The 21,516-nt window shown below is 73.0% G+C and carries 20 protein-coding genes; 19 read left to right on the top strand and 1 reads right to left on the bottom strand.

Annotation, left to right across the window (positions count from 1 at the left end; genetic code table 11):
- Window positions 1-59: 59 nt before the first annotated feature.
- The 5 genes from AB0K07_RS28700 to nusB all read left to right on the top strand — a co-directional run bounded on the left by AB0K07_RS28700 (window position 60) and on the right by nusB (window position 3,946).
- Complete coding sequence (locus AB0K07_RS28700) at window positions 60-1,058, top strand: YafY family protein (protein ID WP_363760008.1); 999 nt, start codon at window positions 60-62, stop codon at window positions 1,056-1,058.
- A 10-nt stretch (window positions 1,059-1,068) separates the two neighbouring features.
- Window positions 1,069-2,148: a 3-dehydroquinate synthase gene (gene aroB, locus AB0K07_RS28695; RefSeq protein WP_363760005.1), complete on the top strand. Its 1,080-nt coding sequence runs from the start codon at window positions 1,069-1,071 to the stop codon at window positions 2,146-2,148.
- Complete coding sequence (aroQ, locus tag AB0K07_RS28690) at window positions 2,145-2,576, top strand: type II 3-dehydroquinate dehydratase (protein ID WP_363760002.1); 432 nt, start codon at window positions 2,145-2,147, stop codon at window positions 2,574-2,576. The genes aroB and aroQ overlap by 4 nt, the downstream gene beginning before the upstream one ends.
- A 378-nt stretch (window positions 2,577-2,954) precedes the next feature.
- On the top strand, window positions 2,955-3,512 hold the full coding sequence (gene efp / locus AB0K07_RS28685; protein ID WP_074318567.1) for an elongation factor P: 558 nt from the start codon (window positions 2,955-2,957) through the stop codon (window positions 3,510-3,512).
- A 23-nt stretch (window positions 3,513-3,535) separates the two neighbouring features.
- On the top strand, window positions 3,536-3,946 hold the full coding sequence (gene nusB, locus AB0K07_RS28680; protein ID WP_172899150.1) for a transcription antitermination factor NusB: 411 nt from the start codon (window positions 3,536-3,538) through the stop codon (window positions 3,944-3,946).
- Window positions 3,947-4,020: 74 nt separating this feature from the next.
- On the opposite strand, the gene AB0K07_RS28675 is transcribed toward nusB, so the two are convergent.
- A complete protein-coding gene (locus AB0K07_RS28675) occupies window positions 4,021-4,509 on the bottom strand; it encodes a transcriptional regulator (protein ID WP_007458348.1) in 489 nt (162 codons plus the stop codon).
- 288 nt (window positions 4,510-4,797) lie between these two features.
- Here AB0K07_RS28675 and pyrR point away from each other — a divergent pair, with 288 nt between their 5' ends.
- The 14 genes from pyrR (at window position 4,798) to AB0K07_RS28605 (ending at window position 21,441) form a co-directional block, all read left to right on the top strand.
- Window positions 4,798-5,382 (top strand): bifunctional pyr operon transcriptional regulator/uracil phosphoribosyltransferase PyrR, encoded by a 585-nt coding sequence (pyrR, locus tag AB0K07_RS28670; RefSeq protein WP_363759998.1) that lies wholly within the window; start codon window positions 4,798-4,800, stop codon window positions 5,380-5,382.
- Window positions 5,379-6,305, top strand: coding sequence for an aspartate carbamoyltransferase catalytic subunit (locus tag AB0K07_RS28665; RefSeq protein WP_139582149.1), 927 nt, complete (start codon window positions 5,379-5,381; stop codon window positions 6,303-6,305). The genes pyrR and AB0K07_RS28665 overlap by 4 nt, the downstream gene beginning before the upstream one ends.
- Window positions 6,302-7,579 carry a dihydroorotase gene (locus tag AB0K07_RS28660; RefSeq protein WP_363759994.1) on the top strand — a complete coding sequence of 426 codons (1,278 nt, stop codon included), beginning with the start codon at window positions 6,302-6,304 and terminating at the stop codon, window positions 7,577-7,579. Before AB0K07_RS28665 ends, AB0K07_RS28660 begins: the two co-directional genes overlap by 4 nt.
- On the top strand, window positions 7,579-8,772 hold the full coding sequence (gene carA / locus AB0K07_RS28655) for a glutamine-hydrolyzing carbamoyl-phosphate synthase small subunit (protein WP_363759991.1): 1,194 nt from the start codon (window positions 7,579-7,581) through the stop codon (window positions 8,770-8,772). Before AB0K07_RS28660 ends, carA begins: the two co-directional genes overlap by 1 nt.
- On the top strand, window positions 8,765-12,112 hold the full coding sequence (gene carB / locus AB0K07_RS28650; RefSeq protein WP_363759988.1) for a carbamoyl-phosphate synthase large subunit: 3,348 nt from the start codon (window positions 8,765-8,767) through the stop codon (window positions 12,110-12,112). The genes carA and carB overlap by 8 nt, the downstream gene beginning before the upstream one ends.
- Window positions 12,109-13,149 carry a quinone-dependent dihydroorotate dehydrogenase gene (locus tag AB0K07_RS28645; protein ID WP_363759985.1) on the top strand — a complete coding sequence of 347 codons (1,041 nt, stop codon included), beginning with the start codon at window positions 12,109-12,111 and terminating at the stop codon, window positions 13,147-13,149. The genes carB and AB0K07_RS28645 overlap by 4 nt, the downstream gene beginning before the upstream one ends.
- Window positions 13,150-13,393: 244 nt before the next feature.
- Window positions 13,394-14,668, top strand: coding sequence for an adenosylmethionine--8-amino-7-oxononanoate transaminase (locus AB0K07_RS28640; RefSeq protein ID WP_363759982.1), 1,275 nt, complete (start codon window positions 13,394-13,396; stop codon window positions 14,666-14,668).
- Window positions 14,669-14,735: 67 nt separating this feature from the next.
- Window positions 14,736-15,572 (top strand): orotidine-5'-phosphate decarboxylase, encoded by an 837-nt coding sequence (gene pyrF, locus AB0K07_RS28635; protein WP_363759979.1) that lies wholly within the window; start codon window positions 14,736-14,738, stop codon window positions 15,570-15,572.
- Between the two features lie 178 nt (window positions 15,573-15,750).
- Window positions 15,751-16,068: an integration host factor, actinobacterial type gene (mihF, locus tag AB0K07_RS28630; protein WP_007458370.1), complete on the top strand. Its 318-nt coding sequence runs from the start codon at window positions 15,751-15,753 to the stop codon at window positions 16,066-16,068.
- A gap of 25 nt (window positions 16,069-16,093) precedes the next feature.
- A complete protein-coding gene (locus AB0K07_RS28625; RefSeq protein ID WP_363759976.1) occupies window positions 16,094-16,627 on the top strand; it encodes a guanylate kinase in 534 nt (177 codons plus the stop codon).
- A gap of 64 nt (window positions 16,628-16,691) precedes the next feature.
- On the top strand, window positions 16,692-16,955 hold the full coding sequence (gene rpoZ / locus AB0K07_RS28620) for a DNA-directed RNA polymerase subunit omega (protein ID WP_007075826.1): 264 nt from the start codon (window positions 16,692-16,694) through the stop codon (window positions 16,953-16,955).
- Between the two features lie 14 nt (window positions 16,956-16,969).
- Window positions 16,970-18,178: a bifunctional phosphopantothenoylcysteine decarboxylase/phosphopantothenate--cysteine ligase CoaBC gene (coaBC, locus tag AB0K07_RS28615; RefSeq protein ID WP_363759973.1), complete on the top strand. Its 1,209-nt coding sequence runs from the start codon at window positions 16,970-16,972 to the stop codon at window positions 18,176-18,178.
- Between the two features lie 87 nt (window positions 18,179-18,265).
- The gene (gene metK / locus AB0K07_RS28610; protein ID WP_363759970.1) at window positions 18,266-19,459 is read left to right on the top strand and encodes a methionine adenosyltransferase; all 1,194 of its coding nucleotides are present in this window, start codon (window positions 18,266-18,268) and stop codon (window positions 19,457-19,459) included.
- Window positions 19,460-19,518: 59 nt separating this feature from the next.
- A complete protein-coding gene (locus AB0K07_RS28605; protein ID WP_363759967.1) occupies window positions 19,519-21,441 on the top strand; it encodes a primosomal protein N' in 1,923 nt (640 codons plus the stop codon).
- The last annotated feature ends 75 nt before the right edge of the window (window positions 21,442-21,516 follow it).

The raw sequence follows: 21,516 nt of genomic DNA, 5'->3' as shown, positions 1-21,516 counted from the left end.
TACCGAATGACCGTACGATCGCAACCGGACAGAATCCGCCCGGTTTGGAGGAGTGGCCCGTGTCACATCCCGCCGGTCGTGTGCTGGCCCTGCTCGAACTGCTGCAGACCCGGCACCGGTCGACGGCGGCGGAACTCGCCGGCCGGCTCGGCGTGGACGAGCGGACCGTGCGGCGGTACGCAACCACCCTGGTCGAGCTGGGCATTCCCGTCACCGCCGACCGGGGCCGCTACGGCGGCTACCGGCTGCACCCGGGCTACAAGCTGCCGCCGCTGATGCTCACCGACGACGAGGCGGTGGCCGTGCTGCTCGGCCTGGTCGTCGCCGAACGGGTCGGGCTGGCCACCGAGCAGCCGGCCACCGCCACCGCGCTCGCGAAGATCCGCCGGGTGCTGCCAGCGGCGCTCGCCGACCGGCTGGCCGCCGTGCAGGAGCACCTCGGCTTCACCCTGCGGCGCGCGGAGCAGGAGCGGGGACCGGCGTCCGCCACGCTGCTCACCCTGGCCGCGGCCGCCCGGCACCGCCAGCGGGTGGCGCTGGACTACCGCTCCTGGCGCGGCGAGCAGTCGCACCGCGAACTCGACCCGTACGGGCTGGTCTTCCACGCCGGCCGCTGGTACGTCACCGGCCACGACCACCGGCGCGGGGAGGTCCGCACGTTCCGGCTGGACCGGATCGGGGCCGTGACGCCCGGCGAGGCGACGTTCACCGTGCCGGACGGCTTCGACCCGGTGGCCCGGGTGACCCGGTCGCTGGCCGCGGTGCCGTACACGCATGAGGTCGAGGTGCTGCTGGAGACCGATTTGGTGGCCGCCCGCCGCCGAATCCCGCCCAGCGTGGCCGAGTTGACCGCCACCGCCGACGGGGTGCTGCTGCGGGCCCGGGCGGAGAGCCTGCCCGGTATGGCCGCCCTGCTCGCCGGGCTGGGCTGCCCGTTCACCGTGCGGCAGCCGGACGCGCTGCGCGCCGCGGTGGCCGAGCACGCCCGCCTGCTGGCGGACTGGGCCGCCCGGCCAGCAGGTGGACAGCCGCCCTCTCCGCGCCGCCCGCTGGACTAGGCTGCCGGCGATGGACGAGGTGACCCGGATCCCGGTCGGCGGCGAACGGCCGTACGACGTGCTGGTCGGACGCGAACTGTTGGACACGCTGCCCGGGCTGCTGCCCGGCGCCACCCGGGCGGCGGTGCTGCACGCGCCCCCGCTCAAGGGGCTGGCCGACGCGCTCGGCGAACGGTTGCGCGCGGCCGGCGTCGAGCCGCTGCCGATCGAGGTGCCCGACGCCGAGGCGGGCAAGCAGATCGACGTGGCCGCCGCCTGCTGGGACCGGCTCGGCGCGGCCGGTTTCACCCGTACCGACGCGGTGGTCGGTGTCGGCGGCGGCGCGGTGACCGACCTGGCCGGCTTCGTCGCGGCCTGCTGGCTGCGCGGGGTGCGCTGGGTGCCGGTGGCCACCTCGCTGCTGGGCATGGTGGACGCCGCGGTGGGCGGCAAGACGGGGATCAACACCGCCGCCGGCAAGAACCTGGTGGGCGCGTTCCACCCGCCGGTCGGCGTGCTGGCCGACCTGGCCACCCTGGACAGCCTGCCCGCGGTCGACCTGGCGGCCGGGCTGGCCGAGGTGGTCAAGTGCGGCTTCATCGCCGATCCGGCGATCCTGGATCTCATCGAGCGTGAGCCGGCGGCGGCCACCGACCCGCGCGGGTCGGTCACCCGGGAGCTCATCGAGCGGGCGATCCGGGTCAAGGCCGACGTGGTCGCCGGCGACCTGCGCGAGTCGGGCGTGCGGGAGGTGCTCAACTACGGCCACACCCTCGCGCACGCGATCGAGCAGGTCGAGGGCTACCGCTGGCGGCACGGCCACGCCGTCGCCGTCGGCCTGGTGTACGCCGCCGCGCTGGCCCGGCTCGCCGGCCGGCTGGACGCGCCGACCGCCGAGCGGCACCGGGTCACCCTGACCGCGCTCGGCCTGCCGGTGAGCTACCCGGCCGACGCCTGGTCGCAGCTGCTGGCCGTGATGCGGGTGGACAAGAAGGCCCGGGGCAGCCGGCTGCGGTTCGTGGTGCTGGACGGGCTGGCCCGCCCGGCGATGCTCGAGGGCCCGGACGACGCGCTGCTCGCGGCCGCCTACCAGGAGGTGGGCACGGCGTGAGGGTGTACGTGTTGAACGGGCCGAACCTGGGCCGGCTGGGCACCCGCGAGCCGGCGGTGTACGGCTCGACCAGCTACGCCGACCTCGTGGCGCTCTGCGAGGCCACCGGCCGGGAGCTGGGGCTGGACGTGACGGTCCGGCAGACCGACGCCGAGCACGAGCTGCTGGGCTGGCTGCACGCCGCCGCCGACGAGGGGGCGGCGGTGGTGCTCAACCCGGCCGCCTGGTCGCACTACTCGTACGCGGTGCGCGACGCCTGCGCCATGCTGCGCGGGCCGCTGGTCGAGGTGCACCTGTCCAACATCCACGCCCGTGAGGAGTTCCGGCACCACTCGGTGGTCTCCGCGGTGGCGACCGGGGTGATCTGCGGTCTCGGGATCGACGGCTACCGTCTCGCCCTCCATCATCTGGCCGCCTCGACCAGCTGACGGGCGAACTCGTTACGGATCGTCACCGTCACCGTCGGCTACCCTGCCCTCCCCGGCTCCACGGAGCACAACCACCCGCGCGCGTCCTTTGCTCTGCTTCAACGGGCGCAACACAGACCGTGAAGTGCGGAAATGCGATGTGGGTCGGGGCGGGGCTGCGTGTTCGCGTGATACGTAACGTGACTGTTGCGCCCGTTGAAGCAGAGCAAAGGGTGCGAGGTGCTGGGGTGGCTGGGGCCTGAAGGTGACGGATTGTAATCCCGGTCGGGAGCAGTCTGGGGGGCGTGGGATCGGCGGGCGAGAGATGGCGGGCGACCTGCCTCGACGCAGCTAGTAGACTCGTCAGGTCTGTCCGCCAATTGATGATCAAGGCAGGAAATGGCCTCCACCAACGACCTCAAAAACGGCCTGGTACTCAACCTTGACGGCGAGCTCTGGGCCGTCGTCGAGTTCCAGCACGTCAAGCCCGGTAAGGGTGGTGCCTTCGTGCGCACCACGCTGAAGAACGTGCTGTCCGGGAAGGTGGTCGACAAGACCTTCAACGCGGGCACCAAGGTCGAAACCGCGACCGTGGACAAGCGCACGATGCAGTACCTGTACGCCGACGGTGAGGACTACGTCTTCATGGATCTGGAGACCTTCGACCAGATCACCGTCCCCGGTGGCACCGTCGGTGAGGCGGCCAACTACCTCCTCCCCGAGGCCGAGGCGACGGTCGCCACGCACGAGGGCGTCCCGCTCTACATCGAGCTGCCCACCAGCGTTGTGCTGGAGGTCACCTACACCGAGCCGGGTCTGCAGGGCGACCGGTCGACCGGCGGCAACAAGCCGGCCACCGTCGAGACCGGCGCGACCGTGCAGGTGCCGCTGTTCATCACCACCGGCGAGAAGATCAAGGTCGACACCCGCGACGGCCGTTACCTCGGCCGCTCCTGATGGCTGAGGGTCCCAAGCAGCAGATGCCGGCGCGTCGCAAGGCGCGCAAGCGGGCGCTGGACGTCCTCTACGAGGCCGACCTGCGGGACCGCCCCCCGGTCGAGGTGCTCGCCGGCTACGTGCAGCGGATCGAGCAGCCCCGACCGGAGCACCTGGGCTACGCGGTGGGTCTGGTCGAGGGGGTCGCCGAGCACCTCAACCGGATCGACGAGCTGATCGCCAGCTACGCCGAGGGCTGGACGCTGGAGCGGATGCCGGTGGTCGACCGCAACCTGGCCCGGATCGCGGTCTACGAGCTGCTCTACGTCGACGAGATCGACGACGCGGTCGCCATCAGCGAGGCCGTGGAGCTGGCCCGCCAGATGTCGACCGACGACTCGCCGCGCTTCCTCAACGGCATCCTCGGCCGGATCGCCGAGTACGCCACCCGCTGAGCGCACCTGCTGGCGACGCACCACGAGAAGGGCCCGTGCCGGACGGCACGGGCCCTTCTCGGTGGATCGGTGGTTCAGGAGGCGAAGAACGCCCGGGGGTCGGCGACCAGCACACCGTGCTCGGTGAGCCGCTCGATCAGGCCCGACGGCGAGGCGTCGTACACGATCGCGAGCGCCCGCAGGTCGTCGGCGCGGATGGAGAGCACCCGACCGTTGTAGTCGCCGCGCTGCTGCTGGATGGCGCGGGCGTAGCGTGCGACGTAGGCCAGATCCTCGGAGGCCTCGTCGTAGAGCCGCTCCAGGTCCAGGACGATCTTGCTGGTGGGCTCGTGACGGACCCCACTGCCGTCGGGCAGCAGTTCCGAGACGGGGACGCGGTAGAACTCGGCAAGCTCGGCCAGGCGGGACACCGTCACGGCACGGTCGCCGCGCTCGTACGACCCGACCACCACGGCCTTCCAGCGCCCGTTCGACTTCTCCTCCACGCCCTGCAGGGAGAGACCCTGCTGCTGGCGGATGGAGCGCAGGCGGGCGCCCAGAGACTTGGCGTATTCAGAGGGCATTCGGACACTCCCAGTGCTGCTCGGGGTTCTCCCGTCGATCGCTACGGAGCGTGACGGTACGGGGAATGCGACACCTGGTCAAGTGGTCGTGACCCTACCGTTGGGGAGCACCGGGGGAGTTATCCCCATTTCGTCGACCTGATCCGATGGTCAGCGGCCGCCGGCCATCGGCCCGGTGACCACTGGTAACGTGGCGTGAAGCCCCGGCCCAGGTCCGCCCGCGGTCCGGCCGGAGGTGCCCGACATCCTTTAACGACCCGTCCCGTGAGGCGGGGAAGGAGGTCCGCCGTGGCATACCCACCGGCTGCCCGCTCGTCACCACCGCGACAACCCTCGGTGAAGGTGATCCTCGCCAGCGCCGACGTGCAACGCGTGGTCGACCGCATCGCCCACCAGATCCTGGAGAAGACCCAGGGCGCCGCCGAGACGGTGCTGCTTGGGATTCCCACCCGGGGCGCCCCCCTCGCCCGGCGGCTCGCCGCCCGGATCAGCACCTTCGAGGATGTCGCCGTCCCGGTCGGTGTGCTCGACATCACCCTGTACCGCGACGACCTGCGCCGGCACGCCACCCGCGCGATCGGCCCGACCGAGCTGCCGCCCGGCGGCATCGACGGCAAACGGGTCATCCTCGTCGACGACGTGCTCTTCTCCGGCCGCACCGTCCGGGCCGCGCTCGACGCGCTCAACGACGTGGGGCGTCCGGCGTCCGTGCAGCTCGCCGTCCTGGTCGATCGCGGCCACCGGGAGCTGCCGATCCGCGCCGACTACGTCGGCAAGAACATCCCGACCGCACTCGCCGAGAGCGTCAAGGTGACGCTCGCCGAGACCGACGGGACGGACGAGGTCAAGCTGTACGGGGGGATCACCTCATGATCAGGCACCTGCTCTCCGGCGCGGACCTGGACGCCGACACCGCCACCGAGATCCTGGACACCGCCGCCGAGATGGCCACGGTCGCCGGCCGCGAGATCAAGAAGCTGCCCGCGTTGCGCGGCCGGACGGTGGTGAACCTCTTCTACGAGGACTCGACCCGCACCCGGATCTCCTTCGAGGCGGCCGCGAAGCGGCTCAGCGCCGACGTGATCAACTTTTCCGCGAAGGGGTCCAGCGTCACCAAGGGCGAGAGCCTGAAGGACACCGCGCTGACCCTGCAGGCCATGGGCGCCGACGCCGTGGTCGTCCGGCACCCCGCCTCCGGCGCGCCGCACCGGCTGGCCAACTGGGTGGACGGGTCGGTGGTCAACGCCGGCGACGGCACCCACGAGCACCCCACCCAGGCGCTGCTGGACGCGTACACCATGCGGGCCCGGCTGGGCCGGCTGGCCGGCCTGTCGGTCGCGGTGGTCGGGGACGTGCTGCACTCCCGGGTGGCCCGCTCCAACGTGCTGCTGCTCTCCACCCTCGGCGCCAAGGTCACCCTGGTCGGCCCGCCCACCCTCATCCCGGTGGACATCGCCGCCGCGCTCGCCCCCGGCACCGACGTCTCCTACGACCTCGACTCCGTGCTGCCCAACGTGGACGTGGTGATGATGCTGCGGGTGCAGCGGGAGCGGATGAACGACTCCTACTTCCCCTCCGCGCGCGAGTACGCCCGCCGCTACGGGCTGGACGGCCCGCGGATGCGCCGGCTGCCCGAGCACGCGATCGTCATGCACCCCGGCCCGATGAACCGGGGGATGGAGATCACTCCCGAGGTGGCCGACTCGCCCCGTTCCACCATCGTCGAACAGGTCACCAACGGGGTCTCCGTGCGGATGGCCGTCCTGTACCTGCTGCTCGGAGGGAACAACCGGTGACCGCGTACCTGATCACCAGCGTGAGTGTCGTCGGCGCCGCGCCGACCGACCTGCTGATCCGCGACGGCGTGGTCGCCGAGGTCGGCCCCGGCCTGTCCGCGCCGGACGCCACCGTCATCGACGGCACCGGCCTGGTCGCCCTGCCCGGCCTCGTCGACCTGCACACCCACCTGCGTGAGCCCGGTCGGGAGGACGCCGAGACCGTCGAGTCCGGCTCCCGGGCGGCGGCGCTGGGCGGCTACACGGCGGTCTGCGCGATGGCCAACACCTCCCCGGTCGCGGACACCGCCGGCGTGGTCGAGCAGGTCTGGCGGCTCGGCCGGGAGGCCAGCCTGGTCGACGTGCAGCCGATCGGCGCGGTCACAGTCGGGCTGGCCGGCGAGCGTCTGGCCGAGTTGGGCGCGATGGCCGACTCGGCGGCCCGGGTGCGGATCTTCTCCGACGACGGGCACTGCGTCGCCGACCCGAAGCTGATGCGCCGGGCCCTGGAGTACGTCAAGGCGTTCGACGGGATCATCGCCCAGCACGCCGAGGAGCCCCGGCTCACCGAGGGCGCCCAGATGCACGAGGGTGAGGTCTCCACCCGGCTCGGCCTGATCGGCTGGCCGGCCGTCGCCGAGGAGGCGATCATCGCCCGGGACGTGCTGCTCGCCGAGCACGTGGGCAGCCGACTGCACGTCTGCCACGTCTCCACCGCCGGCAGCGTCGAGGTGCTGCGTCACGCCAAGGCGCGCGGCGTACGGGTCACCGCCGAGGTCACCCCGCACCACCTGCTGCTCACCGACGAGCGGGCGGAGACCTACGACCCGGTCTTCAAGGTCAACCCGCCGCTGCGCACCGCCGCGGACGTCGCCGCGCTGCGCGCCGCGCTCGCCGACGGGGTGCTCGACGTGATCGCCACCGACCACGCCCCGCACGCCGTGGAGGACAAGGAGTGCGAGTGGGCGTACGCCCGGCCGGGGATGCTCGGCCTGGAGACGGCGCTCTCCATCGCGCTGGACGTGCTCGGCCCGGAGTGGGACCTGATCGCCGAGCGGATGTCGCGCGCACCGGCCCGGATCGCCGGGCTGGCCGGGCACGGCGTCGACCCGGCGCCCGGGGTGCCGGCCAACCTGACCCTGATCGACCCGGCCGCCCGCCGCACCATCGAGCCGGCGGAGCTGGCCAGCCGCAGTCGCAACACCCCGTACGCCCGCATGACGCTGCCGGGTCGCATCGTGGCGACCTTCCTGCGCGGCGAGCCGACGGTCCTGGACGGAAAGGCAGTCAAGTAATGGCCAAGCGCAGGCCCGCGATCCTCGTCCTCGAGGACGGGCGCACGTTCCCCGGCGAGGCGTACGGCAGCGTCGGGGAGACCTTCGGCGAGGCCGTCTTCACCACCGGCATGACCGGCTACCAGGAGACCCTCACCGACCCGTCGTACCACCGCCAGGTGGTGGTGCAGACCGCGCCGCACATCGGCAACACCGGCGTCAACGGCGAGGACGACGAGTCCGGCCGGATCTGGGTGGCCGGGTACGTGGTGCGCGACCCGGCCCGCATCGGCTCTAACTGGCGGGCCACCGGCAGCCTCGAGGACCGGCTCGCCACCGAGGGCGTCGTCGGCATCAGCGGGGTGGACACCCGGGCGCTGACCCGGCACCTGCGCGAGCGCGGCGCCATGCGGGTGGGCATCTCCAGCGTGGACAACGACCCGCAGAGCCTGCTGACCCGGGTGCGGCAGGCGCCGCAGATGGTCGGCGCGGACCTCTCCACCGAGGTGACCACCCCCGAGCCGTACGTCGTCCAGGCGGTCGGCGAGCACCGGTTCACCGTGGCCGCGCTGGACCTGGGCATCAAGCGCAACGTGCCGCGCCGGCTCGCCGCACGCGGGGTGACCACCCACGTGCTGCCCGCCTCCTCCAGCATCGACGACCTGCTCGCCACCGGCGCGGACGCGATCTTCCTGTCGCCCGGCCCCGGCGACCCGGCCACCGCCGACGGCCCGGTGGCCCTGGCCCGGGAGGCGCTGCAACGGCGAGTGCCGCTGTTCGGCATCTGCTTCGGCAGCCAGATCCTCGGCCGGGCGCTCGGCTTCGGCACCTACAAGCTGGGCTACGGCCACCGGGGGATCAACCAGCCGGTGGTCGACCGGGTCACCGGCAAGGTCGAGGTGACCAGCCACAACCACGGCTTCGCGGTCCAGGTGCCGGGCGCCGGGCACGGCGCCGTGGTCCCCGATCAGGTGATCGACACCGACTTCGGCGGCGTCCAGGTGTCACACGTCTGCCTCAATGACAACGTCGTCGAGGGGCTGCGGGCCGTGGACCTGCCCGCCTTCACCGTCCAGTACCACCCGGAGGCGGCGGCCGGCCCGCACGACGCGGACTACCTCTTCGACCGCTTCGCCGAACTGATCGAGGGCCGTGCCCTCGAGCAGCGGCCCATCGAGGGCCGGACCCACAGCGAGGGGCGCACGAATGCCTAAGCGGACCGATCTCAAGCACATCCTGGTGATCGGCTCCGGGCCGATCGTCATCGGGCAGGCCTGCGAGTTCGACTACTCCGGCACCCAGGCGTGCCGGGTGTTGCGCAGCGAGGGGATCCGGGTCAGCCTGGTCAACTCCAACCCGGCGACCATCATGACCGACCCGGAGTTCGCCGACGCCACGTACGTCGAGCCGATCACCCCGGAGTTCGTCGAGCTGGTCATCGCCAAGGAGCGCCCGGACGCGATCCTGGCGACCCTCGGCGGGCAGACCGCGCTGAACACCGCGGTCGCCCTTCACGAGTCCGGCGTGCTGGACAAGTACGGCGTAGAGCTGATCGGCGCGAACATCGACGCGATCAACCGGGGCGAGGACCGCCAGCTGTTCAAGGAGATCGTGGCCAAGGCCGGTGTCCGGCTCGGCATCGAGGACCCCACCGCGCTGGTGCCCCGCTCCCGGGTCTGCCACTCGATGGACGAGGTCGAGGCGACCGTCGCGGAGCTGGGCCTGCCGGTGGTGATCCGGCCGTCGTTCACCATGGGTGGCCTGGGCTCCGGCATGGCGCACACCCCGGAGGACCTGGCCCGCATCGCCGGCGACGGCCTGGCCGCCAGCCCGGTGCACGAGGTGCTCATCGAGGAGAGCGTGCTCGGCTGGAAGGAGTACGAGCTCGAGCTGATGCGCGACCGGCACGACAACGTGGTGGTGGTCTGCTCGATCGAGAACGTCGACCCGATGGGCGTGCACACCGGCGACAGCGTCACCGTGGCCCCGGCCATGACGCTCACCGACCGGGAGTACCAGCGCCTGCGTGACCTGGGCATCGCGGTGCTGCGTGAGGTCGGGGTGGACACCGGCGGCTGCAACATCCAGTTCGCGGTCAACCCGGTCGACGGCCGGATCGTCGTGATCGAGATGAACCCCCGGGTGTCGCGCTCCTCGGCGCTGGCGTCCAAGGCGACCGGCTTCCCGATCGCCAAGATCGCGGCGAAGCTGGCCATCGGCTACACCCTGGACGAGATCCCCAACGACATCACGTTGAAGACCCCGGCGGCGTTCGAGCCGACCCTGGACTACGTGGTGGTGAAGATCCCCCGGTTCGCGTTCGAGAAGTTCCCCGGCGCGGACCCGGAGCTGACCACCACCATGAAGTCGGTGGGCGAGGCGATGAGCCTGGGGCGTAACTTCAGCGAGGCGCTGAACAAGGCGATGCGCTCGATGGAAACCAGATCATCGGGTTTCTGGACCACCCCGGACCCGGCCGACGCGACGCGGGAGAACACCCTCGCCGCGCTGCGGATCCCGCACGACGGCCGGTTGTACACCGTCGAGCGGGCGCTGCGCCTCGGCGCGTCGATCGCCGAGGTCACCGAGGCCTCGGGCGGGATCGACCCGTGGTTCGTGGACCAGATCGCCGCGCTGGTGGAGCTGCGTGCGGAGATCGTGGACGCGCCGGTGCTCGACGCCGACCTGCTGCGCCAGGCCAAGCGGGCTGGCCTGTCCGACCGGCAGCTCGCCGCGCTGCGCCCGGAGCTGGCCGCCGAGGACGGCGTGCGGACGCTGCGGCACCGCCTCGACGTACGCCCGGTCTACAAGACAGTGGACACCTGCGCGGCCGAGTTCGAGGCGACCACGCCGTACCACTACTCGACGTACGACTCGGAGACCGAGGTCGTGCCGTCGGATCGGCCGAAGGTGCTGATCCTGGGCTCCGGCCCGAACCGGATCGGGCAGGGCATCGAGTTCGACTACTCGTGCGTGCACGCGGTGCAGGCGCTGCGGGCGGCCGGCTACGAGACCGTCATGGTCAACTGCAACCCGGAGACGGTCTCCACCGACTACGACACCGCCGACCGGCTCTACTTCGAGCCGCTGACCTTCGAGGACGTGCTGGAGGTCTGGCACGCCGAGGAGTCCTCCGGTCGGGCGGCCGGCGGGCCGGGCGTCGTCGGGGTGGTCGTGCAGCTCGGCGGGCAGACCCCGCTGGGGCTGGCGCAGCGACTCAAGAACGCCGGTGTGCCGGTCGTCGGCACCTCCCCGGAGTCGATCCACCTGGCCGAGGAGCGCGGCGCGTTCGGCGCGGTCCTGGCCCGGGCCGGGCTGCGGGCGCCGGCGCACGGCATGGCCACCTCCTACGACGAGGCCAAGACGATCGCCGACGAGATCGGCTACCCGGTGCTGGTCCGGCCGTCGTACGTGCTGGGCGGGCGGGGCATGGAGATCGTCTACGACGATCCGACGCTGCGCGACTACATCGGCCGGGCCACCGACATCTCGCCGGACCACCCGGTGCTGGTGGACCGCTTCCTCGACGACGCCATCGAGATCGACGTGGACGCGCTGTGCGACGTCGACGGCGAGGTCTACATCGGCGGGGTGATGGAGCACATCGAGGAGGCCGGCATCCACTCCGGCGACTCGTCCTGCGCGCTGCCGCCGATCACCCTCGCCGGCTCGCACCTGGCCGAGGTCCGCCGCTACACCGAGGCGATCGCCCGCGGTGTCGGCGTCCGTGGCCTGCTCAACGTGCAGTACGCGCTCAAGGACGACGTGCTCTACGTGCTGGAGGCCAATCCGCGGGCGTCGCGGACCGTCCCGTTCGTCTCCAAGGCGACCGCCGTGCCGCTGGCCAAGGCGGCGGCCCGGATCGCGCTCGGTGCGCGCATCGCCGAGCTGCGCGCCGAGGGGCTGCTCCCGGCGACCGGGGACGGCGGCACGATGCCCGCCGACGCGCCGATTGCGGTGAAGGAGGCGGTGCTGCCGTTCAAGCGCTTCCGCACCCGCGCCGGCAAGGGGATCGACTCGCTGCTCGGACCGGAGATGAAGTCGACCGGCGAGGTGATGGGCATCGACACCAACTTCGGGCACGCCTTCGCCAAGAGCCAGTCGGCCGCGTACGGCTCACTGCCGACCGCCGGGAAGATCTTCGTCTCGGTGGCGAACCGGGACAAGCGCGGCATGATCTTCCCGATCAAGCGCCTGGCGGATCTCGGCTTCGAGATCGTGGCGACCACCGGCACCGCCGAGGTGCTGCGTCGCCACGGCATCGCCTGTGAGCAGATCCGCAAGCATTACCAGGCCGGCGAGGGCGACGACGCGGTGTCGCTGATCCTCGGCGGCGCGGTGGCGCTGGTGATCAACACGCCGCAGGGTTCGGGTGCCAGCGCCCGCTCGGACGGCTACGAGATCCGCAGCGCCGCGGTCACCGCGGACATCCCCTGCATCACCACGGTCCCCGGTGCCGCCGCGGCGGTCATGGGCATCGAGGCCAGGATCCGCGGCGACATGCAGGTCCGTCCCCTCCAGGACCTGCACGCCACCCTCCGGGCCGCCCAGTGACGCTGTTCGAGCGGGCGGTGCGGCCGTGGCTGTTCCGGATCGGCAGTGGGGACGCGGAGGCGGCGCACGAGTGGACGCTGCGGCGGTTGGCCGCGCTGTCCCGGCGGCCGGCCGCGCTGGCCGCGCTCCGGGCCCGGTACGCGGTCCAGGCGCCGCGCACGGTGTTCGGTGTGCGGTTCCCCAACCCGGTCGGGTTGGCCGCCGGGATGGACAAGGACGGGGCGGCGCTGCCGGCCTGGCCGGCGCTCGGCTTCGGCTTCGTCGAGGTCGGCACGGTCACGGCGCACGCCCAGCCGGGCAACCCCCGGCGACGGCTGTTCCGGCTGCCGGCCAGCGAGGCGGTGGTCAACCGGATGGGCTTCAACAACGCCGGCGCCGCCGCGTTGGCCGCCCGGCTGGCCGCGTTGCCACGCCCGCTCGGCGTACCGCTGGGGATCTCGCTGGGCAAGTCCAAGGTGACGCCGCTCGACGAGGCGGTCGAGGACTACCTCGCCTCGTACCGGGCGCTGCGCGGGCACGGCGACTACTTCGCGGTGAACGTCTCCTCACCGAACACTCCGGGGCTGCGCTCCTTGCAGGACCGCGCGCACCTGGACGCGCTGCTCGCCGCGCTGGTGGGGGAGAAGCCGGTGCTGGTCAAGATCGCCCCTGATCTGACCGAGGCGGCGATCGCCGAGCTGCTGGAGGTCTGCTTGGCACGGGGCGCCGCCGGGGTGATCGCCACCAACACCACCCTGGCCCGCAGCGGTCTCGCCCCGGTGGACGCCGAGCGCGGGGCCGAGGCGGGTGGCCTCTCCGGCCGGCCGCTCACCGCCCGGGCACGGGAGGTGGTGGCGTTCGTACACCGGGAGACCGGCGGCCGGCTGCCCATCATCGGGGTCGGCGGGGTGCTGGACCCGGACGACGCGGCCCGGATGTTCGACGCCGGCGCCGCCCTGGTGCAGCTCTACACCGGCTTCATCTACCGGGGCCCGGCCCTGGTCCGGGCCGCCGCCCGCGCGCCGAGGCCGTCCCCGGCCCCGGTCGCCGGACGGTGACCGGTCCTGTGCCCATGCCGCCGGGGCTCCGGCGGCCCTGTCAGGTGTCGACGCCGGTCCGGCGGTCCGGGCCGGTACCCACCGCGTTCCCTTTGCTCTGCTTCACCCCACGCAACGGCCGCCGTCCGATATCCGGACGTCGGGTGGTGCGTCCGTTGAAGCAGAGCAAAGGCGGCCGGTGGGTGTCTGGCGTCGCGCGCGCCGTGCCCGTCGCCCAACCCGCCAACACCTGGAAGGAGCGCACGTGACGCCCGAGGAGATCGTGGCCGCCGACCGGGCGCACGTCTGGCATCCGTACGCCGCGCTGCCGCCGGCGAACGCGCCGTTCGTGGTGCGGAGCGCCGAGGGGGTACGGCTGCGGCTGGCGGACGGCCGGGAGCTGGTGGACGGCATGTCGTCCTGGTGGGCGGCGATCCACGGGTACCGGCACCCGACGTTGGACGCGGCGGTGACCGACCAGCTCGGCCGGATGAGCCACGTGATGTTCGGCGGGCTCACCCACGAGCCCGCGGTCCAGCTCGCGCGCACCCTGGTCGAGCTCGCCCCGGACGGTCTTGAGCACGTCTTCCTGGCCGACTCCGGCTCGGTGAGCGTCGAGGTGGCGGTGAAGATGTCCCTGCAGTACCAGCGGGCCGTCGGCCGGCCGGAGCGACGCCGCCTGGCCACCTGGCGGGGCGGCTACCACGGCGACACGTTCCACCCGATGAGCGTCTGCGACCCGGAGGGTGGGATGCACCACCTCTGGGGCGACGTGCTGCCCCGGCAGGTCTTCGCCCCGGTCCCGCCGGGCGGCTTCGCCGACCCGCCCGACGAGGCGTACGTGGCGGAGCTGGTGGACGCGGTCGAGCGGCACGCCCACGAACTCGCCGCGGTGATCGTCGAGCCGGTCGTGCAGGGCGCCGGCGGGATGCGGTTCCACCATCCGGGGTACCTGCGGGTGCTGCGCGAGGTGACCCGCGCGCACGGGGTCCTGCTGATCTTCGACGAGATCGCCACGGGGTTCGGTCGTACCGGCACGATGTTCGCCGCCGAGCACGCCGGCGTGGCCCCGGACGTGATGTGCGTGGGCAAGGCCCTCACCGGCGGGTACCTGACCCTGGCGGCGACGCTCTGCACTCCGCAGGTCGCCCGGGCCATCTCCGCCACCGGCGTGCTGGCGCACGGGCCCACCTTCATGGGCAACCCGTTGGCCTGCGCGGTGGCCAACGCCTCCATCGGGCTGCTGCGGGCCGGGGACTGGGCGACGCAGGTCGCCAGGGTCGGTGCCGGCCTGCGCGCCGGGCTGGAGCCGCTGCGCGGCGCGCCGGGTGTGGCCGACGTGCGGGTGCTGGGCGCGATCGGGGTGGTCCAACTCGATCACGAGGTCGACCTCGGCGCGGCCACCGCTGCGGCGGCCGACCGGGGGGTGTGGCTCCGACCGTTCCGCGACCTGATCTACACGATGCCGCCGTACGTCACCGGCGACGCCGACCTGGCCCGGATCGCGTCCGGGGTGGCGGCGGCGGTGGCGGCCGGCTGAGCCGGCCCGATCACCGGTTCTGAGGTACCCCGGGCTGCCGCCCGGACGAGGAGAGGGGAAGTACCGGATGGAAAGCTTCGGCACCCGGCTGCACCGGGCCGTCAGCGAGCGCGGACCGCTCTGTGTGGGCATCGACCCGCATCCCGGTCTGCTGGCCCGCTGGGGCCTCACCGACGACGTCCAGGGGCTTGACAGGTTCACCCGGACCGTCGTTGACGCCCTCGGTGACCGGGTTGCGGTGGTGAAGCCTCAGTCGGCCTTTTTCGAGCGTTTCGGCTCCCGCGGTGTGGCGATTCTTGAGTCAACTATCCGACAGTTACGCGATGCCGGTTCGCTCGTTCTCCTTGACGTCAAGCGCGGCGACATCGGCTCGACGGTCAGCGCGTACGCCTCCGCGTACCTTGATCCATCCAGCCCGCTGTATGTCGATGCAGTCACCGCGAGTCCCTACCTGGGAGTGGGTTCCCTGGCGCCGATGTTCGAGCTGGCCGCCGAGCACGGTGGCGGTGTCTTCGTGCTGGCCCTCACCTCGAACCCCGAGGGAGCCGCCGTGCAGCGGGCCCGCACCGCCGACGGGCGCACCGTGGCGCAGACCGTGATCGACGAGATTTCCCAGCTCAACAGGGGTGCGGACCCTCTCGGCAGCTTCGGGCTGGTGGTCGGCGCCACCATCGGTGACACCGGTCACGACCTCTCCGGGGTGGGGGGCCCGCTGCTCGCGCCGGGGCTCGGCGCGCAGGGTGCCGGCGCCGCCGATCTGCGGACCGTCTTCGGTTCGAGCCTCGCCTCGGTGCTCCCGTCGTACTCCCGGGAGGTGCTCTCCGCGGGCCCCGACGCCGCCGCCCTGCGGGCCGCCGCGGACCGGGTGCTGGTCGAGTGCCGGGGTGTTCTGGCTGCCCGGTGACTGACTGACGGCTCGGTCACTTTGCGATGATCATCGCGCGTCCACGTTGCCGAAAGCTCCGTTGACCGCTAGTTTTCCCCGCGCTGGGAACCACGGACCCCTTGGTTCACAGCGACACCACGTTTCACAGATGCGGCGGTGCGCCCCGCCCGCCGCGATAGGGACCTGAGGAGAACTGGTGCCGCTCCCGTCACTGACCCCCGAACAGCGCGCTGCCGCGCTCGAGAAGGCCGCGGAGATCCGCAAGGCCCGTGCCGAGCTGAAGGAGCAGCTCAAGCAGGGCAAGACCACCCTCGGTGCCGTCCTTGAGCGGGCCGAGAGCGACGACGTCGTGGGTAAGCTCAAGGTTTCGGCCGTCCTGCAGGCCATGCCGGGCATCGGCAAGATCCGGGCTACCCAGATCATGGAGAAGCTCAAGATCGCCGACAGCCGTCGTCTGCGCGGCCTCGGTGAGCAGCAGCGCAAGGCACTGCTTGGAGAGTTCGCCGCCAACTGAACCTGGCAGCGTGTAGAAACAAGCAGTGAGCACGGATGACGAGGCGCGCCCGGCGGCTCGGCTCACTGTCCTGGCTGGACCTTCGGGTTCCGGCAGGGAGAGTGTCGTCGAGCTCGTCCGGGCGCGTTCTCCGTCCGTGTGGATCCCGGTGCCGGCGACCACCCGGCCGCGCCGGGAGCGGGAGGTCGACGGGGAGGACCGCGTCTTCCTCGCTCCCGCCGAGTTCGACCGTCGGGCGGCCGCCGGGGAGCTGCTGGAGTGGTCCCGGATCGGCCCGCACTGCCGGGGCACCCCGTACCCGCCGCTGCGCGCCCGGCTCGACGCCGGGCAGCCGGTGCTCCTCCCGCTCGACCTGACCGGCGCCCAACTGGTCCGGGCGCGACTGCCCGACGCCCGGCTGGTGCTGCTGAGCCCGCCCGGTCACCGACCCGACGCCGCCGTGGCGGCGACCTTCGAGCACGCCCTGACCCACGACCTCACCGATCGGGTGGTCACGGAGCTGGTAGGCTTACTCGGTTCTTCTTATCCGGATCCGGCCTGGTCGCGCGTGCGCGGCTGACAGCCGGCCGCCGTTGAGACTCAGCACCGCGTCCGCGCGGCTCGAAAGACGCAGAGGTTAATTCGTGGGATCCATCGCCAACCCCGAAGGCATCACCAACCCGCCGATCGACGAGCTCCTCGAGAAGACGACGTCGAAGTACGCGCTGGTCATCTTCGCCGCCAAGCGCGCGCGCCAGGTCAACGCCTACTACAGCCAGCTCGGCGAGGGCCTGCTGGAGTACGTCGGCCCGCTCGTCGAGACCACCCCCCAGGAGAAGCCGCTCTCTATCGCCATGCGCGAGATCAACGCCGGCCTGCTCACCGCTGAGCCGACCGACCAGCCGTAAGCCCCCACGCGTCGATGTCCGCCGGGATCATTCTCGGGGTCGGCGGCGGCATCGCCGCCTACAAGGCCTGTGAGCTGCTGCGGCTCTTCACCGAATCGGGTCACCGGGTTCGTGTCGTGCCGACCGCGTCGGCGCTCCGCTTCGTCGGGGCGCCGACCTGGGCAGCGCTCTCCGGCCAGCCGGTCGCCGACGACGTCTGGTCCGACGTGCAGGAGGTCCCGCACGTGCGGCTCGGCCAGCAGGCCGACCTGGTGGTGGTCGCGCCGACCACCGCCGACCTGCTCGCCAAGGCCGCCCACGGGCTCGCCGACGACCTGCTGACCAACACGCTGCTGACCGCGCGCTGCCCGGTGGTGCTGGCTCCGGCCATGCACACCGAGATGTGGGAGCACCCGGCCACCGTGGCCAACGTCGCCACGCTGCGCGCCCGGGGTGTCCGGGTCATCGAGCCGGCCGTCGGCCGGCTCACCGGCGTCGACACCGGCAAGGGCCGGCTGCCCGACCCGGCGGAGATCTTCGCGGTCGCCCGCCGGGTCCTCGCCCGGGGCGTGCCCGCCCCCGCCGACCTGGCCGGCCGCCGGGTGGTGGTCACCGCGGGAGGCACCCGCGAGCCGCTGGACCCGGTCCGTTTCCTGGGCAACCGCTCCTCCGGCAAGCAGGGCTACGCGTTCGCCCGGGCGGCCGTCGCCCGGGGCGCCCGGGTCACCCTGATCGCGGCCAACGTCTCCCTCGCCGACCCGGCCGGGGTCGACCTGGTCCGGGTCGGCACCACCGCCGAGCTGCGGGAGGCGACGCTGAAGGCCGCCGTCGAAGCCGACGCGGTGGTGATGGCGGCGGCTCCGGCCGATTTCCGTCCGGCGACGTACGCGCCTGGCAAAATCAAGAAGTCGGACGACGGTGTCGCGCCCACCATCGAGCTCGCCACGAACCCGGACATCGCGGCAGAGCTCGGCCAGCGCAAGCGATCGGAGCAGGTGCTGGTGGTGTTCGCCGCCGAGACCGGCGACGCCGAGGCCAACGGCCGGGCGAAACTGGCCCGGAAGCGGGCCGACCTGATCGTGGTCAACGAGGTCGGTCCGGACCTGGTCTTCGGCGCCGACACCAACACCGTGACGGTCATCGGCGCGGACGGCTCGGTCAGCCGGCTGCCGGAGCAGGCCAAGGAGGATGTGGCCGACTCCGTCTGGGACCTCGTCGTGGCGCGGCTGCCCGGCCGCTCCTGACGGGTGGAACAGGGCGCGACCGATCCCGACACCCTCCGCAGCGGTGACTAGACTGCCGCGGAACGACCTCACACGCTTAGGAGTGCCGTGACACGCCGCCTCTTCACGTCCGAATCGGTCACGGAAGGCCACCCGGACAAGATCGCCGACCAGATCAGCGATGCCATCCTCGACGCCTTGCTCGCCGAGGATCCGCACAGCCGGGTGGCGGTGGAGACCATGATCACCACCGGGCAGGTGCACATCGCCGGTGAGGTGACCACCAAGGCGTACGCCGACATCCCGACGATCGTCCGCCGGACCATCCTCGACATCGGCTACGACTCGTCGAAGAAGGGTTTCGACGGCGCCTCCTGCGGGGTCAGCGTCTCCATCGGCGCCCAGTCCGAGGACATCGCGCAGGGCGTGGACAATGCCTTCGAGCTGCGCACCGGTGCCTCGGAGAGCGCGCTGGACGCGCAGGGCGCCGGTGACCAGGGCATGATGTTCGGCTTCGCCTGCTCGGAGACACCCGAGCTGATGCCGCTGCCGATCGCCCTCGCGCACCGGCTGGCCCGGCGGCTCGCCACCGTGCGCAAGGACGGCACCATCCCGTACCTGCGCCCGGACGGCAAGACCCAGGTGACCATCGAGTACGAGGGGCTGCGCCCGGTCCGGCTGAACACCGTGGTCGTGTCCAGCCAGCACGCCGCCGACATCTCGCTGGAGTCGCTGCTCACCCCGGACGTGCGTGACCACGTCATCGCTCCGGAGCTGGAGAGCCTCGGTCTGGACACCGACGGCTACCGGCTGCTGGTCAACCCGACCGGCCGGTTCGAGATCGGCGGGCCGATGGGCGACGCCGGGCTGACCGGCCGCAAGATCATCGTGGACACCTACGGCGGGTACGCCCGGCACGGCGGTGGGGCCTTCTCCGGCAAGGACCCGTCCAAGGTGGACCGCTCGGCCGCGTACGCGATGCGCTGGGTGGCCAAGAACGTGGTCGCCGCCGGCCTCGCCGAGCGGTGCGAGGCGCAGGTCGCGTACGCGATCGGCAAGGCGCACCCGGTGAGCCTGTTCATCGAGACGTTCGGCACCGAGACCGTGCCGGTCGCCTCGATCGAGGAGGCCGTCACCGAGGTGTTCGACCTGCGTCCGGCCGCGATCATCCGGGACCTCAACCTGCTCCGCCCGATCTACCAGCAGACCGCCGCGTACGGCCACTTCGGCCGCGAGCTGCCGGACCTGACCTGGGAGAGCACCGACCGGGCCGCCGACCTCAAGTCGGCCGCGGGAGCCTGACCGCCACCAGGCGCAGCGACCGGCGACCCGCGGATGGGTCGCCGGTCGCGCGCGTCTGCGTGGATGTTCCGCTGGCGCACCTGGACCGGCCCTTCGACTACCTGGTCCCGGCCGAGCTGGACGAGGTGGCGGTGCCCGGCACCCGGGTGAAGGTGCGCTTCGCGGGGCAGCTCGTCGACGGCTGGCTGCTGGCCCGCGCCGACGACTCCGGGCACACCGGCCGGCTCGCGTACCTGGAGAAGGTCGTCTCGCCGGAGCCGGTGCTGGCGCCCGAGGTCGCCCGGTTGGCCCGGGCGGTCGCCGACCGGTACGCGGGCAGCCTCGCCGACGTGCTCCGGCTCGCCGTGCCGCCCCGGCACGCCCGGGTCGAGAAGGAGGCCCGCGGCGGCCCGCCCGCCCCCGCGGACGCCGCCGCCGCACCCGTCGACCCGGTCGACCCGCGCGGGTGGCGGGACTACCCGACCGGTCCGGCCCTCCTGCGGGCGCTCACCGACGGCCGGTCGCCCCGGGCGGTCTGGTCGGCGCTCCCCGGCGAGGACTGGGCCGCCCGCTACGCCGACGCGGTCGCCGCCACCGTCGCCGGGGGCCGGGGCGCGGTCGTCGTGGTGGCCGACGCCCGCGACCTCGACCGGCTGGACGTCGCGCTGACCGAGGTGCTGGGCACGGGGCGGCACGTCACCCTCTCCGCCGCGCTCGGCCCGGCCCGGCGCTACCGGGCGTTCCTCGCCGCCCGGCGGGGGGAGGTACCGGTGGTGATCGGTACCCGCGCGGCGATGTTCGCACCGGTGGACCGGCTCGGCCTGGTCGCCGTGTGGGACGACGGCGACGACCTGCACGCCGAACCCCGAGCCCCGTACCCGCACGCCCGGGACGTGCTGCTCACCCGCGCCCAGCTCGCCGAGGCCGGCGCGCTGGTCGGCGGGTACGCCCGCACCGCGGAGGGGCAGCTGCTGGTCGAGACCGGCTGGGCCCGCGAGGTGGTCGCCGACCGGGCGACCGTGCGGGCGCGTATCCCGGCCATCGCGCCGACCGGCGACGACCCGCAACTGGCCCGCGACCCCGGCGCCGCCACCGCCCGGCTGCCCAGCCTGGCCTGGACGGCCGCCCGCGACGCCATCCGGGCGGACCTGCCGGTGCTGGTGCAGGTGCCCCGGCGCGGCTACCTGCCCTCGATCTCCTGCGCGGACTGCCGCACCCCGGCCCGCTGCACGCACTGCGCCGGCCCGCTCGCGCTGCCCTCGGCCGGGGGCACGCCGGCCTGCCGCTGGTGCGCCCGGGTGGCCGCCGCGTACGCCTGCCCACAGTGCGGCGGGCGGCGGCTGCGGGCCGCGGTGACCGGCGCCCGGCGTACCGCCGAGGAACTGGGCCGGGCGTTCCCCGGCGTGCCGGTACGCACCTCGGGGCGGGAGGAGGTGCTGACCGATGTGCCCGGCGGCGCGGCCCTGGTGGTCGCCACGCCCGGCGCCGAGCCGGTCGCCGAGGGCGGCTACGGCGCGGTGCTGCTGCTCGACTCGTGGGCGCTGCTGACCCGGGCCGATCTCCGCGCCGGCGAGGAGGCGCTGCGCCGCTGGCTCGCCGCCGCGGCGCTGGCCCGCCCCGCCCCGGCCGGCCGGGTGGTGGTGGTCGCCGACGGCGCGCTCGCACCGGTGCAGGCGCTGCTGCGCTGGGACGCCGGCTGGTTCGCCGGCCGTGAACTGGCCGAGCGCCGGGAGCTGGGCTTCCCGCCGGCGGTGCGGATGGCCAGCGTCACCGGCCCCGCCGAGGCGGTGGCCGACCTGCTCGCCGCGGCCCGGCTGCCCGACGACGCCGAGGTGCTCGGGCCGGTGCCGGCCGAGGAGGGCCGCGAGCGGATGCTGGTACGGGTGCCCCGGGCCCGTGCCGCCGCGATGGCCGAGGCGCTGCACTCGGCCGCGGGGGCGCGCGCCGCCCGCAAGGCCGCCGATCCGGTCCGCCTCCAGGTCGATCCGCTCAGCCTGTTCTGAGCCCGCCGGCGGGCGGAGGACCTGGTCCGGGGCGGTGGCCCCGCACACCGCGTCCGGCAGAGCGGTGGCGCCCGG

The organism is Micromonospora sp. NPDC049301 (genome assembly GCF_040678715.1).
GTDB lineage: Bacteria > Actinomycetota > Actinomycetes > Mycobacteriales > Micromonosporaceae > Micromonospora.
This window is presented reverse-complemented; position numbering and strand designations above follow the sequence as displayed.

What these genes read in the sequence shown, in the direction of transcription:
- aroB (WP_363760005.1), top strand. Translation starts at nt 1,069, where the DNA reads ATGGACGAGGTGACCCGGATCCCGGTCGGCGGCGAACGGCCGTACGAC.
- efp (WP_074318567.1), top strand. Translation starts at nt 2,955, where the DNA reads ATGGCCTCCACCAACGACCTCAAAAACGGCCTGGTACTCAACCTTGAC.
- nusB (WP_172899150.1), top strand. Translation starts at nt 3,536, where the DNA reads ATGCCGGCGCGTCGCAAGGCGCGCAAGCGGGCGCTGGACGTCCTCTAC.
- AB0K07_RS28675 (WP_007458348.1), bottom strand. Translation starts at nt 4,509, where the DNA reads ATGCCCTCTGAATACGCCAAGTCTCTGGGCGCCCGCCTGCGCTCCATC.
- AB0K07_RS28665 (WP_139582149.1), top strand. Translation starts at nt 5,379, where the DNA reads ATGATCAGGCACCTGCTCTCCGGCGCGGACCTGGACGCCGACACCGCC.
- carA (WP_363759991.1), top strand. Translation starts at nt 7,579, where the DNA reads ATGGCCAAGCGCAGGCCCGCGATCCTCGTCCTCGAGGACGGGCGCACG.
- carB (WP_363759988.1), top strand. Translation starts at nt 8,765, where the DNA reads ATGCCTAAGCGGACCGATCTCAAGCACATCCTGGTGATCGGCTCCGGG.
- pyrF (WP_363759979.1), top strand. Translation starts at nt 14,736, where the DNA reads ATGGAAAGCTTCGGCACCCGGCTGCACCGGGCCGTCAGCGAGCGCGGA.
- coaBC (WP_363759973.1), top strand. Translation starts at nt 16,970, where the DNA reads ATGTCCGCCGGGATCATTCTCGGGGTCGGCGGCGGCATCGCCGCCTAC.